The organism is Psychrobacter sp. H27 (assembly GCF_059072655.1).
In genome coordinates, this window is record NZ_JCACRX010000001.1 from 2664545 (window position 1) to 2679032 (window position 14488).

The 14488-nt window shown below is 43.5% G+C and carries 13 protein-coding genes, 2 tRNA genes and 1 rRNA gene; 13 read left to right on the top strand and 3 right to left on the bottom strand.

The window, feature by feature from the left end; all coding sequences use genetic code 11:
• Nucleotides 1–16 precede the first annotated feature (16 nt).
• Complete coding sequence (locus AC5JPY_RS11015; RefSeq protein ID WP_319052037.1) at nt 17–685, top strand: glutathione S-transferase family protein; 669 nt, start codon at nt 17–19, stop codon at nt 683–685.
• A 125-nt stretch (nt 686–810) separates the two neighbouring features.
• Here AC5JPY_RS11015 and yaaA read toward each other — a convergent pair whose 3' ends face one another.
• Nucleotides 811–1632: a peroxide stress protein YaaA gene (gene yaaA, locus AC5JPY_RS11020; RefSeq protein WP_493852457.1), complete on the bottom strand. Its 822-nt coding sequence runs from the start codon at nt 1630–1632 to the stop codon at nt 811–813.
• A 479-nt stretch (nt 1633–2111) separates the two neighbouring features.
• Here yaaA and AC5JPY_RS11025 point away from each other — a divergent pair, with 479 nt between their 5' ends.
• The 7 genes from AC5JPY_RS11025 (at nt 2112) to AC5JPY_RS11055 (ending at nt 7505) form a co-directional block, all read left to right on the top strand.
• A complete protein-coding gene (locus AC5JPY_RS11025; protein WP_493852458.1) occupies nt 2112–3266 on the top strand; it encodes a Re/Si-specific NAD(P)(+) transhydrogenase subunit alpha in 1155 nt (384 codons plus the stop codon).
• Between the two features lie 115 nt (nt 3267–3381).
• A complete protein-coding gene (locus AC5JPY_RS11030; protein WP_319052069.1) occupies nt 3382–3720 on the top strand; it encodes a proton-translocating transhydrogenase family protein in 339 nt (112 codons plus the stop codon).
• Nucleotides 3717–5117: an NAD(P)(+) transhydrogenase (Re/Si-specific) subunit beta gene (locus tag AC5JPY_RS11035; protein ID WP_443526898.1), complete on the top strand. Its 1401-nt coding sequence runs from the start codon at nt 3717–3719 to the stop codon at nt 5115–5117. Before AC5JPY_RS11030 ends, AC5JPY_RS11035 begins: the two co-directional genes overlap by 4 nt.
• 205 nt (nt 5118–5322) lie before the next feature.
• Nucleotides 5323–5859, top strand: a complete 537-nt coding sequence (locus AC5JPY_RS11040; RefSeq protein WP_493852459.1) for an acyl-CoA thioesterase — start codon at nt 5323–5325, stop codon at nt 5857–5859.
• 174 nt (nt 5860–6033) lie between these two features.
• Nucleotides 6034–6243, top strand: a complete 210-nt coding sequence (gene iscX / locus AC5JPY_RS11045; RefSeq protein WP_201572234.1) for a Fe-S cluster assembly protein IscX — start codon at nt 6034–6036, stop codon at nt 6241–6243.
• A gap of 66 nt (nt 6244–6309) precedes the next feature.
• The gene (locus tag AC5JPY_RS11050; protein ID WP_493852460.1) at nt 6310–6822 is read left to right on the top strand and encodes a GyrI-like domain-containing protein; all 513 of its coding nucleotides are present in this window, start codon (nt 6310–6312) and stop codon (nt 6820–6822) included.
• A 335-nt stretch (nt 6823–7157) separates the two neighbouring features.
• Complete coding sequence (locus tag AC5JPY_RS11055; protein WP_493852461.1) at nt 7158–7505, top strand: hypothetical protein; 348 nt, start codon at nt 7158–7160, stop codon at nt 7503–7505.
• Between the two features lie 190 nt (nt 7506–7695).
• Here AC5JPY_RS11055 and dapE read toward each other — a convergent pair whose 3' ends face one another.
• Entirely contained in the window at nt 7696–8913 is a 1218-nt protein-coding gene (gene dapE, locus AC5JPY_RS11060) for a succinyl-diaminopimelate desuccinylase (RefSeq protein ID WP_493852462.1), read from the bottom strand.
• Nucleotides 8914–8974: 61 nt separating this feature from the next.
• A complete protein-coding gene (locus tag AC5JPY_RS11065) occupies nt 8975–9730 on the bottom strand; it encodes a 2OG-Fe(II) oxygenase (protein ID WP_493852463.1) in 756 nt (251 codons plus the stop codon).
• Nucleotides 9731–9871: 141 nt separating this feature from the next.
• On the opposite strand from AC5JPY_RS11065, the gene AC5JPY_RS11070 reads away from it, so the two are divergent.
• The 5 genes from AC5JPY_RS11070 (at nt 9872) to AC5JPY_RS11090 (ending at nt 14278) form a co-directional block, all read left to right on the top strand.
• Nucleotides 9872–10759 (top strand): 23S rRNA (adenine(2030)-N(6))-methyltransferase RlmJ, encoded by an 888-nt coding sequence (locus tag AC5JPY_RS11070; RefSeq protein WP_319052029.1) that lies wholly within the window; start codon nt 9872–9874, stop codon nt 10757–10759.
• A 58-nt stretch (nt 10760–10817) separates the two neighbouring features.
• Nucleotides 10818–11720 carry a CDP-diacylglycerol--serine O-phosphatidyltransferase gene (pssA, locus tag AC5JPY_RS11075; protein ID WP_443526903.1) on the top strand — a complete coding sequence of 301 codons (903 nt, stop codon included), beginning with the start codon at nt 10818–10820 and terminating at the stop codon, nt 11718–11720.
• 783 nt (nt 11721–12503) lie between these two features.
• A 16S ribosomal RNA gene (locus tag AC5JPY_RS11080) occupies nt 12504–14042 on the top strand.
• Nucleotides 14043–14115: 73 nt separating this feature from the next.
• Nucleotides 14116–14192, top strand: a tRNA-Ile gene (locus AC5JPY_RS11085).
• Nucleotides 14193–14202: 10 nt separating this feature from the next.
• Nucleotides 14203–14278, top strand: a tRNA-Ala gene (locus AC5JPY_RS11090).
• The last annotated feature ends 210 nt before the right edge of the window (nt 14279–14488 follow it).

Consider the following 14488-nt stretch of genomic DNA (forward strand, 5'->3'; position numbering starts at 1 on the left):
TTTATAACTTAGTACAATGGTTTTATTCGATAATCGCCACAGCAAGAAGGACACGACTATTTATACTTTATATTGGGATAAGGGCGGCGCTAACATGGCGACCCATGCTGTCTTTGAAGAGCTAGGCGCGTCTTATGAGATGATAGAAATAGACCTGTCTAAAAACATGCAAAAATCAGCTGAGTATCTAGCCATCAATCCAAATGGTAAAGTACCTACGTTAATCCATCAGGGGCAGATCATTTATGAGTCTGCGGCAATTTTAATGTATGTACTAGATCAGCATCCTGAGTCTGGGCTAGCGCCTGACACAGGATCACCTAAGCGCGGTGTCTATTACCAGTACTTGTTTTGGATGTCTTCTACACTACAAGAAGCCGCTAATCGCTGGGCACATCCCGAACAGTACATCAGCGGTGAGCGCAATTTGCAGCAAGTGAAAGATAAAGCAAATGATACGCTAGCCCACTGCTGGGATATTGTTGAAAAGGAGTTAGCTAATCAGGGTCCATGGTTGTTGGGTGATAAATTAAGTGGGGCTGATTTTCATTTATTTATGATTGCTCACTGGAGTCAGCGATATTCCAGTCGAGCACAAGACTGGACACACCTAAATGCACACTATCAAGCCATGCTAAACCGCGCCTCGGTACAGGAGATGATGGCACAAGAAGGATTGTTGTAATCCGTTCATACGTTTAACTATCCATACGTTTAACTAAGAGATGTTTTATGCAGTCACTAGAAGCACTGAACGAAATGCTTTTAGTGACTTCTAGTGACTGTAGTAAATATCGCTTTTATATCAAGTTACTGATCCGCCGCATCTCGTCTAAACGTCCACGTCTTATTATCAGATGCTTCTGCACAATAGTAATAGCCTGCCAAATCAAACTGCTTTAGCTGCTCAGCAGTAGTGAGCTTATTGTCTGCTGCGTACTTGACCATCAAGCCGCGTGCCTTTTTGGCATAAAAGCTAATGACCTTGTATTGACCATTTTTCTCATCTTCGAATCGCGGGGTGATGATGTCTGCCTTTAGTGCTTTTTTCTTTACCGCCTTGAAGTATTCATTGGAAGCTAAATTAATCAATGTTTTGTCATCGCTATCTGCCATACGAGTATTGATAACGTCAGTCACTTCCTCGCCCCAAAACTCATATAGATTATCACCACGTTCGTTTTTAAGCTTGGTACCCATCTCCAAGCGATAAGGCTGGATAAGATCCAGTGGCTTTAACACACCGTATAACCCAGACAAAATCCCCAGATGCTCATTAACATAGATGGCGGTATCTTTATCCATATGATACATATCAAGACCAGTATAGACATCACCGTCGAATAAATACCCTGCAGGCTTGGCTGCATTGTTAGCGTCGTCAGTGCTGTTATCAGTAAACGGCTTATCCTTGCTCCAGCTCCATTGCTGATTACGCGCCGCGTTCAGTTGTGCAAGATCATCAGAGATACTCATCAATTCTTGTAAATCAAAAGGCTCTTTTGACTTTAGTATTTTCATTAATGACTGAGAGTGCTCGATAAGCTCTGGCTGACCATAGTAGTTACCGAGATTCACAGGTATATCGTCTGTCTCATTCAAAGATTTGGCAGGGGAGAGTAAAAAATACATGATTATTCCTTATTATAGTAAATCAATGACCACCCGCTCTGGGTGTCAAGCCTTCTTATTATACGATACGTGGAAGTCTAACTTGACTTAGCCTTGGTTTTTTATGTTTTCTTGATGTTATCTATCAGGTTATGAGCATGTGCAAAGTCGGCTCACTAGCGATGGCAAGCCATATAGTACAAGGTCTAAAGGATTCTAAAAAAAATAATAAGTTCAATATAACAACAAAAAGTATGCCAATGGTATAAATCCCAAAATTTTTATTTTACTTGTGGGTCATCATTAGACAATGAAAATTGTTGGGTGTTGTCTCTATAATAAAAAGACATGATGGTAAACAATCCATCATTTATTAAATTGATAGTCTTTATTCTTGATAGTGAATAAGTCATGTAATAAGGGTTTTTTGTCCCCTGTGCTTTTTGAAAATGCGTTGAGGGTATTAAGGGTAAGTCATTATATATAAGTAAGGAGACGATATGAAAATCGGTGTAATCAGTGCAGATATCGCGAGCGAAAGCCGTGTCGCACTAACCCCAGACGCGGTCAAAAAATTGCGTAAACTTGGGTTTGAGGTCGTCATACAGTCAGGTGCCGGTCAAGCAGCATACTATGCTGACGACATGTATCAGGCTGCTGGTGCCGATATTGCCAATAGCAGCACCGAGGTCATTACCCAGTCTCAAATTATTACCACCGTCAATGACTTGCCGACGGAGGCTACCCAAAGCCTATCATCGGGTCAGATCGTCATTGGCATGTTGGACCCTTATCGCAATACTCAGCTTGACACTTATGCATCCAAAGGCACAACCGCTTTTGCTATGGAATTGTTGCCACGTACGCTTTCACGTGCCCAAAACATGGACGTCTTGTCATCACAAGCCAACCTCGCCGGTTATAAAGCAGTATTGCTCGCAGCCAATGAGTATTCGCGTCCTTTCCCGATGTTTATGACCTCAGCAGGTACGGTCAAGCCAGCTAAAGTGGTTATCTTGGGCGTTGGTGTTGCGGGCCTACAGGCGATCGCCACCGCAAAACGTTTGGGTGCCGTCGTAGAAGCCAGCGATTTGCGTCCTGCGGCAAAAGAGCAGGTCGAATCACTTGGCGGAAAATGGCTTGATGTACCAATGAGTGAAGACGAAGCGCAAAAAGCCAAAGCAACAGGCGGCTATGCGTGGACCCCATCAGAGCAATACATCAAAGATCAAGCCGCTGTCGTTGATAAAGCACTCAGCAATGCTGACATCGTCATCACAACCGCGCAGATTCCTGGTCGTCAAGCACCGCGTTTAGTGCACGGGACAACGCTTGCCAAAATGAAGGCAGGCTCAGTCCTGATCGATATGGCTGCTGGTACTGGTGGTAACGTCGAAGGTAGTCTACCTAACGAGACCGTCACCACAGAAAATGGCGTACGTATTGTTGGTGCTGCCAACATCCCATCGATGCTTGCAGCGCAGTCATCAGATCTATATGCCAATAACCTTGTCAACTTTATCACGACGTTGATCAAGCCTGCTAGCGATGACGCGCCAGCAAACGATCTGTCGCTTAACTTAGACATGGAAGACGAAATTCAGGGCGCACTGGCAGTGACACATGACAGTCAGGTACGACTAGCCAAGCGCTAGGTTCGACTGCCTATCACGATATGTTTTGTCACTATACATTTGCCAGTAATGAATAAATTTTTAGGAGGATAAGATGATTGCCACTATTTTAGCTGCAGCGCCAGCTGGTGCGGCCATGAGTAGCACACCATTTGTAGCGATTTTCACCGTATTTGTACTCGCTATTTTTGTCGGATATTACGTCGTTTGGGGCGTTACCCCTGCATTGCATACGCCCTTGATGGCGGTAACCAATGCATTATCAAGTATTGTCATCGTAGGTGCGATGCTGCAGACCGTTCATATTGACGGCTCGATGTTCACACCAACCAGTTTGCTTGGTGCCTTTGCTGTATTTTTGGCCAGTATTAATATTTTTGGTGGCTTTGCCGTGACCGAGCGTATGCTTGCAATGTTTAAACCCAAAGTAAAAAAAGCACCAGTAGCAACCACTGATGTTGGAGGTGACGCATGAATGATTTTTCAACAATGATTGCGGCAAATGCTGATTGGTTCTACCTAGTTGGTGCCATCCTCTTTGTATTAACGCTACGTGGTCTATCTAGCCCAAAAACCGCTATCCGTGGTAATCGTTTCGGTATGGCAGCGATGGCTATCGCTGTTGTGACAACCTTCTTTTTAGCAGAAGGTCCTGTTCTTTGGCTCATTATCGGGGCAATGATTTTAGGCGCCCTCGTTGGTATGTGGAAAGCGAAAACAGTCGCGATGACACAGATGCCAGAAACCGTTGCGTTGATGCATTCATTCGTCGGTTTGGCAGCGGTAGCGATTGCCCTCGCCACAGTATTACATACTGAGCAGCAGCATGGCGCGGTGGCCCGTGTTGAGCTATTTATCGGTTGCTTTATTGGTGCGATCACATTCTCAGCATCTGTTTTTGCCTTTGGTAAACTGGCAGCAAAAAGCTGGGCTAAGACACTGGTCGGCGGCTGGGTAAAACCCGTTCAAGCGCTATTGTTTATTGCTATGATTGGTTTTGGTGGCGTATATTTCGTCACAGACTCATTACCAGCGTTTTATACAATGGCAGTGATTGCGGTTATCTTTGGTTGGATGTGGATTGCGCCAATCGGTGGCGGTGATATGCCAGTGGTGGTATCACTATTGAACTCATTCTCTGGTTGGGCGGCAGCGGGTATTGGTTTTACCCTTGGCAACTCAATGTTGATTATCGCAGGTTCGCTGGTCGGTTCATCAGGTGCGATCTTGTCTTACATCATGTGTAAAGCCATGAACCGCTCATTACTCAATGTGTTGTTCGGTGGTATGGGTACAGGCGCTGTTGCAGCAGGCGGTGATGATGGTGCACCCAAAAACTACAAAGCAGGCTCGGCAGAAGACGCAGGGTTCCTTATGTCTAATGCCAGCAACGTGGTTATCGTACCAGGTTATGGTATGGCACAGGGCCGTGCACAGAATGCAGTAAAAGAGCTATACGAGCTATTAAAAGAAGAAGGCGTCAATGTTCGTTTTGCGATTCATCCTGTCGCTGGTCGTATGCCAGGTCATATGAACGTACTGTTGGCAGAAGCTGACGTGCCTTATGATGATATTCTAGAGATGGATGAGATCAACTCAGACTTCGCGAGTACCGATGTGGTTCTAGTTATCGGTGCAAACGATGTTGTAAACCCATCTGCAAAAGATGATCCGACGTCGCCTATTTTTGGTATGCCTATTCTAGAAGCCAGCAAAGCCCAAACGGTTATGGTTATCAAACGTTCAATGAGTACGGGTTACGCTGGTCTAGACAACAGCTTGTTCTATATGGACAAAACCATGATGATCTTTGGTGATGCCAAGAAAATGGTAGAAGAGATGGTACGTAGTATCAATGGTGGTGGTCACTAATCGCTAAAGCATGTGTTTGATCATAAGCATTTACCTATAAGTTTTTAGATAAAGCCAAACAAAGCAAAATAAAGCAAAATAAAGAAAGTCACTCAGGTGGCTTTTTTTGCGTTAAAGTGGCCTGCGTTTATGGCGGGGTTATAAGCTGGTGTCAATGTCTACTTTCATCAGCAATTATAAATACAATGAAATAAGAGAAAGATTTATGAATATGTTACTGCGTTTTTTTATTATGGTCAGTCTGCTCAAACAACAGCTCAAGCATCAACCGACGAGCGAAACAATTAGCTTAGAGATATTGACCGCGCCGACCGTCCGTCATTATCGCGTATTGCCCCATGACATGGGTTTTCGTGATCATCTGCCCAATTATCGTTATTTGTCATTTATTGAACTAAACGTGACACGTTGGGTAAAAGCATGCTGTCATCAAAAAGGCATCAAACCTCTAAACTGGGTCATTGCCATGCAGGAGATGATTTATCTCAAACAAATTAAATTTTTAGATAAGATGACGCTGAGCAGTACAGTTGCAGGCTGGGATCATAAGTACGTCTATTTTGAGCATCGCTTTTTTGTAAAAAATCAGTTGATGGGCGTTGGTATGACTAAATTTGTATTCACCGATGATACCGGCATGCGCACACCAGAGGTGCTAGATATGACAGGTGAGCAATTGACGGATACCATTAACACATGGAACGAGCACCAAGTCGCTGTCAAATCAGCCAAGTCAGCATAAATGACACCAAAAATAGTACCAAGAAACCGCACCGAAAACAGTGTCGCAAAGCAACTTGGCTATAATCATTTGATAAATTTTGGTAGGATAGAACCCATAAAGTCGTCGGTCTCAAGGCGACTGTACTGTGTTTAAAATAACTATTTCAAAACCATCAAAGAATAAGGTACCGTTATGATCCCGCAAAAATTAAAATGGACAGACAGCTTAGATATCGCCATTGAGCTTTACGAAAAGTTTCCTGAGACTGACCCGCAGTACATACGTTTTACCGACTTGCACCGCTGGGTGACCGAGCTTGAGGGCTTCGATGATGATCCACAACGCTCAAACGAAGGCATCTTAGAAGCCATTCAAATGAACTGGATTGATGAAGCTGACTAATCGACTCTATAACGTTGAGCAGTGTTATCCATAAAAATTCAATAAATAAATTAAAAAGGCCGCATCATGACGTCACAAATTAAAGAGCTACCAGAAGCGATAGCGTGTAGCGGTATCAGCGTGCGTACCACTAATAACGCTGAGATCAGCCATGACACTGCCAAATTGGGTAGATTATGGCAAAAGTTCTACCAGAATTACGCCGGTGAACTGCCTGAAGGTGAAGATATCTACGGCATCTATCATAACTACGAAAGCGATGATCTGGCAGGGGCGTTCGATGTTGTTGCCAGCTGGAAAACTGCCAGCGAGCAAGATGATCAATCAGACAGCGCAGATAATAAAATTGCGGCTAACATGAGTGATGTGGTCGAAGTAAATATACCTGCAGGAAAATACTTAGTGTTTTCTGAAGAAGGGCACATGCCTAACACTGTTATGAATGCATGGGAGAGTGCTTGGGAATATTTTAATACGGCAGACTGTGAGCATACTCGTACATTCAATGTCGACTTTGAGCATTATATCGGTGGTAATCTAGAGTACGGTAAAGTCGATGTATATATTGGGATTGAGTAGAGTTGTTATATCCTTTATAAAAGCAAGCTAGTGTATAAAGATGCAAAAAAGCGCCACATTCGAATACGATGTGGCGCTTTTTTTACTTTAAATCTCAGTAATTAATCTAACAATAGATTTTCTAAAATACCTTCATAAATCTGCGCCAGTTTACCCAAATCATCGACTTCTACTTTTTCATCCACTTGATGAATTGTCGCATTACGAACACCCAGTTAAACCACCTATTAAGTTAAAGTGGTATATTAATTACAACGCAAATTGTTGATTAATGCTTATTTACTTCATACAAAATATACTACACAATAGTTCATCAATAGCTAGAAGGTGAAAAAATGAATAGTAGCACTAGAGCTTGTGTGGCATTTATAGTAGGTGCGTCAACGAAAAATAATATTAACTCAATTTACGATTATTCGCAGTCCAAGCATATAAACATAAGTGGAACAGTGAATAATGGTACGGTAAATATTTATGATCATGATAGAGGTTGTCATTTAACTGGTAACCTAAACAGCTTTTATGATTACGGAAATAGTGCTCATATAAATCTGAATGTTAGCATTAATCAATTTACTGGTTACGACTATGACTCCAGTAGCCATTATAGTGGAAGTTTTAATAGTAGTTCAGTATCAATTTACGATTATGAGACTTCTCAACATTATAATTATAACTTATAGGTTCCTGAACAGATAATATAGGTTGATTCTTAGTAGTCCATATTCACTCAGGCTATAGCTTTAGAGTAATGGTGTATAAGTGAACTCTGTAAGGTGTTTTCAAAAATTAAATATCTTAAATTAAATACTGATTTTAATAAGCGCCAAGTCTGCTATCGGACTTGGCGCTTTTTGACTCTATCAATGATGATTAATCTAACAATAGATTTTCCAATATCCCTTCATAAATCTGCGCCAGTTTACCCAAATCACCAACTTCTACTTTTTCATCTACTTGATGAATCGTCGCATTACGGACACCAAGCTCGACGACTTGTGCCCCTGTTGGCGCGATGAAGCGACCATCAGATGTACCGCCAGAAGTTGATAGCGTGGTATCGACATCGGTGACTTTTTTGATGGCGTTTTGACATGCTGAGACCAGTTTTCCTTCAGGAGTCAAGAACGGCTGACCAGATAATTTCCAATGAATATCGTAGTTTGCCTTGCTATCAGCAAAATATTTGTCAAAAATAGCATGTGTTTTTGCTTTTAACTCATCTTCAGTGGTTTCAGTTGAAAAACGGAAGTTAAAGACAACATTTAGCGTTTCAGGAATGACATTGGTTGCACCTGTGCCGCCATTGATATTTGATATTTGCAATGACGTGGCTGGGAAGTAGTCATTGCCATTGTCCCATGCAGTCGACGTTAGCTCCGCAAGGGCAGACATAGCCGCATGAATCGGATTAGATGCCAGATGTGGATAGGCAACGTGACCTTGCTTACCTGTGACCGTAAGCTCTGCACCCAATGAACCACGACGACCGTTTTTGATGATATCGCCTAACGTATCGGTACTTGATGGCTCACCAACGAGACAATAGGTGATCTTTTCTTGACGAGCTTCTAGAGTCTCGATAACTTTGACCGTGCCATTGATTGACGGTCCTTCTTCATCTGAGGTGATTAAAAAAGCAATAGAGCCATTGTGCTCAGGATGGTTGGCGACGAAGCGTTCAGCTGCGATAGTAAAGGCAGCAATGCCGGTCTTCATATCAGCGGCGCCGCGTGCCCATAGATATCCATCAGCAATGGTTGGGGTAAACGGAGGGTATGTCCAGTTTTTTTCGTCACCTGTTGGTACGACGTCAGTATGACCAGCAAAACAAATGACGGGATCAGTCGTACCACGGCGCGCCCACAAATTTTTGACTTCAGCATGCTCGCCCTTTGCTTGTCTATCACCATAGTACATAAACTCGCAATCAAAGCCTGCTTGCTCCAAACGCTCTGACAATATATCTTGGCAACCATCATCGTCTGGAGTCACTGAAGGGCGCTCTAACAGTGCAATACTTAAATCTAAGGTTGCTTGCTGGTGAGTCGTTTGTTGAGATGTGCTTGTTTGGTTGTGAGAGTCAGACATGAATAAGCCTTTTGTATAATAAGTAAAATATTAAATATAAATGAGTAAAGAAGGGTAGGTGTTAAACTTCTACTTCGACAAACGGGACAAGGCCATCACGGCGCATCCAAGTGGCAATAGAGTAGCGTTGGCGATAGGCAGTTTGCACTTGGTGACGTAAATCACTGTCAAAGATAATGAGTCTGTTGGCAACGGGCATAACCTCATGATGGACACCGTGCTTATCAACGACTTCTAGCGCGCCACCATCGGTGGTTTCCCAATCATCATTAAGATAAAACACTGCCGAGATCACTCGTTCATCGCGCCCAGCAGGATTGTCGCTATGCCATTGATAACCGAAGCCAGTCGGATACCACGCATAATGCGCTTCACTATGGCGAATACCCGCGAACAAGCTACGATTAAATAATGAAGCCAGCGCATTGATGCTTTGTAGATAGTAATAGCCTGCAAAAAAGTCTTCGGTGATCCAGCGTATTCTATCACCGCGAATATCACTGATGCGAACACCAGCGGTCAGCTCTGCATCACGATAGTCAATAAAACCGCTTTCTGCTTGTAGCGCGAGCAATGCGGTACTATCAAAAACCTCATCAATAATCAGCCAGCCGTCAGTGACAAAGGTATCAAGTTTTTGGTCCGTTAGCTTTTGTTCCCAGTCCACCGCAAAGTCAGACATTTGCAATACGTGCTGAGTAGGAATTTCTTGGCTATCATTATGAGTGTCTGGCAGCAGTAATGGCGGATTGTTCTGACCGATAGGACGATCAACGACCAGCTCTGTCGTGCTCAAGTTGCTAATAATCTGCGTCATTTCATCTCATTATTATCAATCAGCTGTCAATATACCGGCATTCAATGCATTTTTATTGAAAGTGCTTACTAAAACCACATTATCTTTTACTCTGCCTATGCTACCATAGATGCAATTTTTCTTATTTAAACTTTTGAGATTATGAACTATAAACACGCCTACCACGCTGGTAACTTTGCTGATGTGGTTAAACACATTTTATTGGTACAACTGCTTAACCAACTGGGGCAGAAAAACAAACCGTTTTATGTGCTTGACGCTTATGGCGGCCGTGGACTGTATTCACTGAGCAGTGAAGAATCACGTAAGACAGGTGAGGCTAAAGGCGGTATTCAAGCTTTTCTGAAAGCAGATACTGAAAAAGCACCAGCTGCTGTCAAAGATTATATGGAAGGCATCAAACAAGCCAAATTCACATATGATAATAAAGTCTACCCTGGTTCGCCATGGTGGGTAGCCCATCACGTCGAAAAAAGCGCGGCTAAAAAGCCTGATGCTGGCGTGCGTGCTGAGGCGTTTGAAGCCAAAGCGACTGAATACGATGCGTTGAACTATCAGCTGCATAAGCTGCCAATTGGTATCCAGCATCGTGATGCTTTTGAAGGTATCACCGCTGTTATTCCACCAAAAGAAAAGCGCGGTTTGATTTTCCTTGATCCGCCTTATGAGCAGGAGCACAAAGATTTTACGCGCCTCATCGATTTATTGGTTGCGGCTTATAACAAATGGCCACAAGGCACTTATGCGCTTTGGTTCCCAATCAAAAACATCGAAGCCGTAGAGCTTTTTTATAAAAAGCTCAAACGTACTGAAATGAGACGTCAGCTGGTTTGTGAGCTAAATATTTATCCTAATGATGTTGCGGTTGGTCTGAACGGTACCGGTCTGCTGGTTATCAATCCACCATGGCAGTTTGATAACCATGCACGTGAGATATTACGTTTCTTGCAGCCAGTACTAAAAGTAGAGGACGCGCCAGACTTGACACCTGATAGCGCGACCAATGTGCGCTGGCTCGTTGGCGAATAAAAGCGTCAGCAAATAACGGTGTCAGTGAATAGCAGTAGCGGCCAATAAGGATATTAAGATGACAAATGTGCAACCACCTACTGGCCAATCCCATAATGAGACAGTGAATGATGGTTTATTACAAGATAATGCAGCCACTCAGCCACCGTTTGTTGATGAGCATGATTTTAATATACGCTTAGCAAACAACGATAACTATGATGGCTTGACCTTTGAAGTCGTTGAAGCTGAAGTGGCTGAAGGTAAGCGGGTCGTTAGTCGCGGTGTCTATTTAGCGCCCAACTTGATTACGACTTTATCGTTGCTATCAGGCTTTTATTCAATTTTGGCAAGTACGCAAGGTGAGTTTTACAAGGCTTCTTTAGCGATCTTCTTATCTGCTATTTTAGACGGGGCAGATGGTCGCGTTGCTCGTATGCTCAATGCGCAAAGCCCATTTGGTGAACAATATGACTCATTAGCCGATATGCTAGCGTTTGGTGTGGCACCTGCTATTTTGATCTATAGTTTTGCGCTACAACCATTGGGACGCATTGGTCTCGGCTGTGCTTTTGTGTTTACCGCTTGCGGTGCCTTTCGTTTGGCGCGATTCAATGTGCAGATTGGCGCTGTGGACAAAAAATATTTTGTCGGATTGGCAAGTCCACTTGCAGCTATCTTAGTAACCTCTGCTGTTATGGTGGCAGTCGATCATAACGAGTGGATTGGGCAATATGATACCGCTGTTATGTTCTTGTTTGCAGCATGGGTAGTGACTTGCGGTTTGCTAATGGTCAGTAACGTCAAATATTATAGCTTTAAGGAATTTGATAAAAAGAAAGTGCCTTTTGTTGTTCTTATCATTGGTGTACTTGTTATGAGTATCGTACTTTATGATATTCCAGTTGGTATCTTAGCTATTGGTATCATATATGCGCTATCAGGCATCGTTACTACGATTAAGACAAAAGTAAAAGGCTAACAGTATTTCTAATGTATATATCAAAAGGCACTTACCGTCAGGTAAGTGCCTTTTTTATGCGCTCTATATAATGGATTAGAAAATTTATTGTGATGAAAAGGCCTAGTCTGTAGTTATAAAAGCTTACTTAGTGAGCTCTATAGCTATAGAAACAAGTTAGGTGGGTAAAATCCTGCTTATAGAAAGCAACAAAGATTATTTATAGACTTCCCTTGCGTTCTCAATAGATGTGCGTATAATGCCACCCAGTCGAAAGGGAAGTAGATGGATGGTTTGAAAGGTTTAGATTATTCAAACTAAATAAAAAATACTTCTTGACTAAATAAATAAAGCGTCTATAATACGCCCTCATCAGACGGACTGAGAAGCTTATATGTCAATTACATATAACTAACTTAGTTAACTTGGTGAAACGAAATTATAAAAAGTCTTGACAATTCAAATCATTATGATAAGATAGTCGGCTCGCTAAATAGCTTAACCGGAGACGGATTGGCTAGATGGCAAAAGAAATACCCTATATATCGATGACTGGACGACAGTGATTGAGACTATTTAAAAGCATAACTAAAGAACAACTTGTGTGGATTTTTGCTGATTCAGAATGCTAAAAAATAAAGTTGACTATCTTTTCTTTTCGGAAAGATTATTAACTATAAAAATTATCATTTAAGACAGCAGAAAAACTCAAAGTTAATTCATTACGAACATAATTTTTAGCGATTTTGCCAGATTAGATGAGCCAAGTTTAGAAGCTTCTTTAAAGAGCTTCATAGCAAGATTAAACTGAAGAGTTTGATCATGGCTCAGATTGAACGCTGGCGGCAGGCTTAACACATGCAAGTCGAGCGGAAACGATGATAGCTTGCTATCAGGCGTCGAGCGGCGGACGGGTGAGTAATACTTAGGAATCTACCTAGTAGTGGGGGATAGCACGGGGAAACTCGTATTAATACCGCATACGTCCTACGGGAGAAAGGGGGCAACTTGTTGCTCTCGCTATTAGATGAGCCTAAGTCGGATTAGCTAGATGGTGGGGTAAAGGCCTACCATGGCGACGATCTGTAGCTGGTCTGAGAGGATGATCAGCCACACCGGGACTGAGACACGGCCCGGACTCCTACGGGAGGCAGCAGTGGGGAATATTGGACAATGGGGGAAACCCTGATCCAGCCATGCCGCGTGTGTGAAGAAGGCCTTTTGGTTGTAAAGCACTTTAAGCAGTGAAGAAGACTCTTCGGTTAATACCCGGAGACGATGACATTAGCTGCAGAATAAGCACCGGCTAACTCTGTGCCAGCAGCCGCGGTAATACAGAGGGTGCAAGCGTTAATCGGAATTACTGGGCGTAAAGCGAGCGTAGGTGGCTTGATAAGTCAGATGTGAAATCCCCGGGCTTAACCTGGGAACTGCATCTGAAACTGTTAGGCTAGAGTAGGTGAGAGGGAAGTAGAATTTCAGGTGTAGCGGTGAAATGCGTAGAGATCTGAAGGAATACCGATGGCGAAGGCAGCTTCCTGGCATCATACTGACACTGAGGCTCGAAAGCGTGGGTAGCAAACAGGATTAGATACCCTGGTAGTCCACGCCGTAAACGATGTCTACTAGTCGTTGGGTCCCTTGAGGACTTAGTGACGCAGCTAACGCAATAAGTAGACCGCCTGGGGAGTACGGCCGCAAGGTTAAAACTCAAATGAATTGACGGGGGCCCGCACAAGCGGTGGAGCATGTGGTTTAATTCGATGCAACGCGAAGAACCTTACCTGGTCTTGACATATCTAGAATCCTGCAGAGATGCGGGAGTGCCTTCGGGAATTAGAATACAGGTGCTGCATGGCTGTCGTCAGCTCGTGTCGTGAGATGTTGGGTTAAGTCCCGCAACGAGCGCAACCCTTGTCCTTAGTTACCAGCGGGTTAAGCCGGGAACTCTAAGGATACTGCCAGTGACAAACTGGAGGAAGGCGGGGACGACGTCAAGTCATCATGGCCCTTACGACCAGGGCTACACACGTGCTACAATGGTAGGTACAGAGGGCAGCTACACAGCGATGTGATGCGAATCTCAAAAAGCCTATCGTAGTCCAGATTGGAGTCTGCAACTCGACTCCATGAAGTAGGAATCGCTAGTAATCGCGGATCAGAATGCCGCGGTGAATACGTTCCCGGGCCTTGTACACACCGCCCGTCACACCATGGGAGTTGATTGCACCAGAAGTGGATAGCTTAACCTTCGGGGGAGCGTTCACCACGGTGTGGTTGATGACTGGGGTGAAGTCGTAACAAGGTAGCCGTAGGGGAACCTGCGGCTGGATCACCTCCTTATAGACAGCATTCGGTCAGCAAGAATTCACAACAAGTTGTTCTTTAGTTTAAGCTTACGTTTTAGGACGTATTAGGGTCTGTAGCTCAGCTGGTTAGAGCACCGTGTTGATAACGCGGGGGTCAGTGGTTCGAGTCCACTTAGACCCACCATTTATATAATGGGGCCATAGCTCAGTTGGTAGAGCGCCTGCCTTGCACGCAGGAGGTCAACGGTTCGACTCCGTTTGGCTCCACCACTACTTTAGTTAAGCTTAGAGTGCTAAATAAAAATAGGTATCAAATAGAAACAAGTGATTTGAACAAGATTACTTCTTTCTGTTTTATACAGAATCTGTGACTCGACGAGAGCATAGAGACTATTTAAAAACATAGATATGAGTCTGGGTTAGGAGGTGCGTGTTCACGCGCACTTCTTAACCTTAATAACTCACCTCTTAACGACATCA

What these genes read in the sequence shown, in the direction of transcription:
- AC5JPY_RS11015 (WP_319052037.1), top strand. Translation starts at nt 17, where the DNA reads ATGGTTTTATTCGATAATCGCCACAGCAAGAAGGACACGACTATTTAT.
- yaaA (WP_493852457.1), bottom strand. Translation starts at nt 1,632, where the DNA reads ATGTATTTTTTACTCTCCCCTGCCAAATCTTTGAATGAGACAGACGAT.
- AC5JPY_RS11025 (WP_493852458.1), top strand. Translation starts at nt 2,112, where the DNA reads ATGAAAATCGGTGTAATCAGTGCAGATATCGCGAGCGAAAGCCGTGTC.
- AC5JPY_RS11030 (WP_319052069.1), top strand. Translation starts at nt 3,382, where the DNA reads ATGAGTAGCACACCATTTGTAGCGATTTTCACCGTATTTGTACTCGCT.
- AC5JPY_RS11035 (WP_443526898.1), top strand. Translation starts at nt 3,717, where the DNA reads ATGAATGATTTTTCAACAATGATTGCGGCAAATGCTGATTGGTTCTAC.
- AC5JPY_RS11040 (WP_493852459.1), top strand. Translation starts at nt 5,323, where the DNA reads ATGAATATGTTACTGCGTTTTTTTATTATGGTCAGTCTGCTCAAACAA.
- iscX (WP_201572234.1), top strand. Translation starts at nt 6,034, where the DNA reads ATGATCCCGCAAAAATTAAAATGGACAGACAGCTTAGATATCGCCATT.
- AC5JPY_RS11050 (WP_493852460.1), top strand. Translation starts at nt 6,310, where the DNA reads ATGACGTCACAAATTAAAGAGCTACCAGAAGCGATAGCGTGTAGCGGT.
- AC5JPY_RS11055 (WP_493852461.1), top strand. Translation starts at nt 7,158, where the DNA reads ATGAATAGTAGCACTAGAGCTTGTGTGGCATTTATAGTAGGTGCGTCA.
- dapE (WP_493852462.1), bottom strand. Translation starts at nt 8,913, where the DNA reads ATGTCTGACTCTCACAACCAAACAAGCACATCTCAACAAACGACTCAC.
- AC5JPY_RS11065 (WP_493852463.1), bottom strand. Translation starts at nt 9,730, where the DNA reads ATGACGCAGATTATTAGCAACTTGAGCACGACAGAGCTGGTCGTTGAT.
- AC5JPY_RS11070 (WP_319052029.1), top strand. Translation starts at nt 9,872, where the DNA reads ATGAACTATAAACACGCCTACCACGCTGGTAACTTTGCTGATGTGGTT.
- pssA (WP_443526903.1), top strand. Translation starts at nt 10,818, where the DNA reads ATGACAAATGTGCAACCACCTACTGGCCAATCCCATAATGAGACAGTG.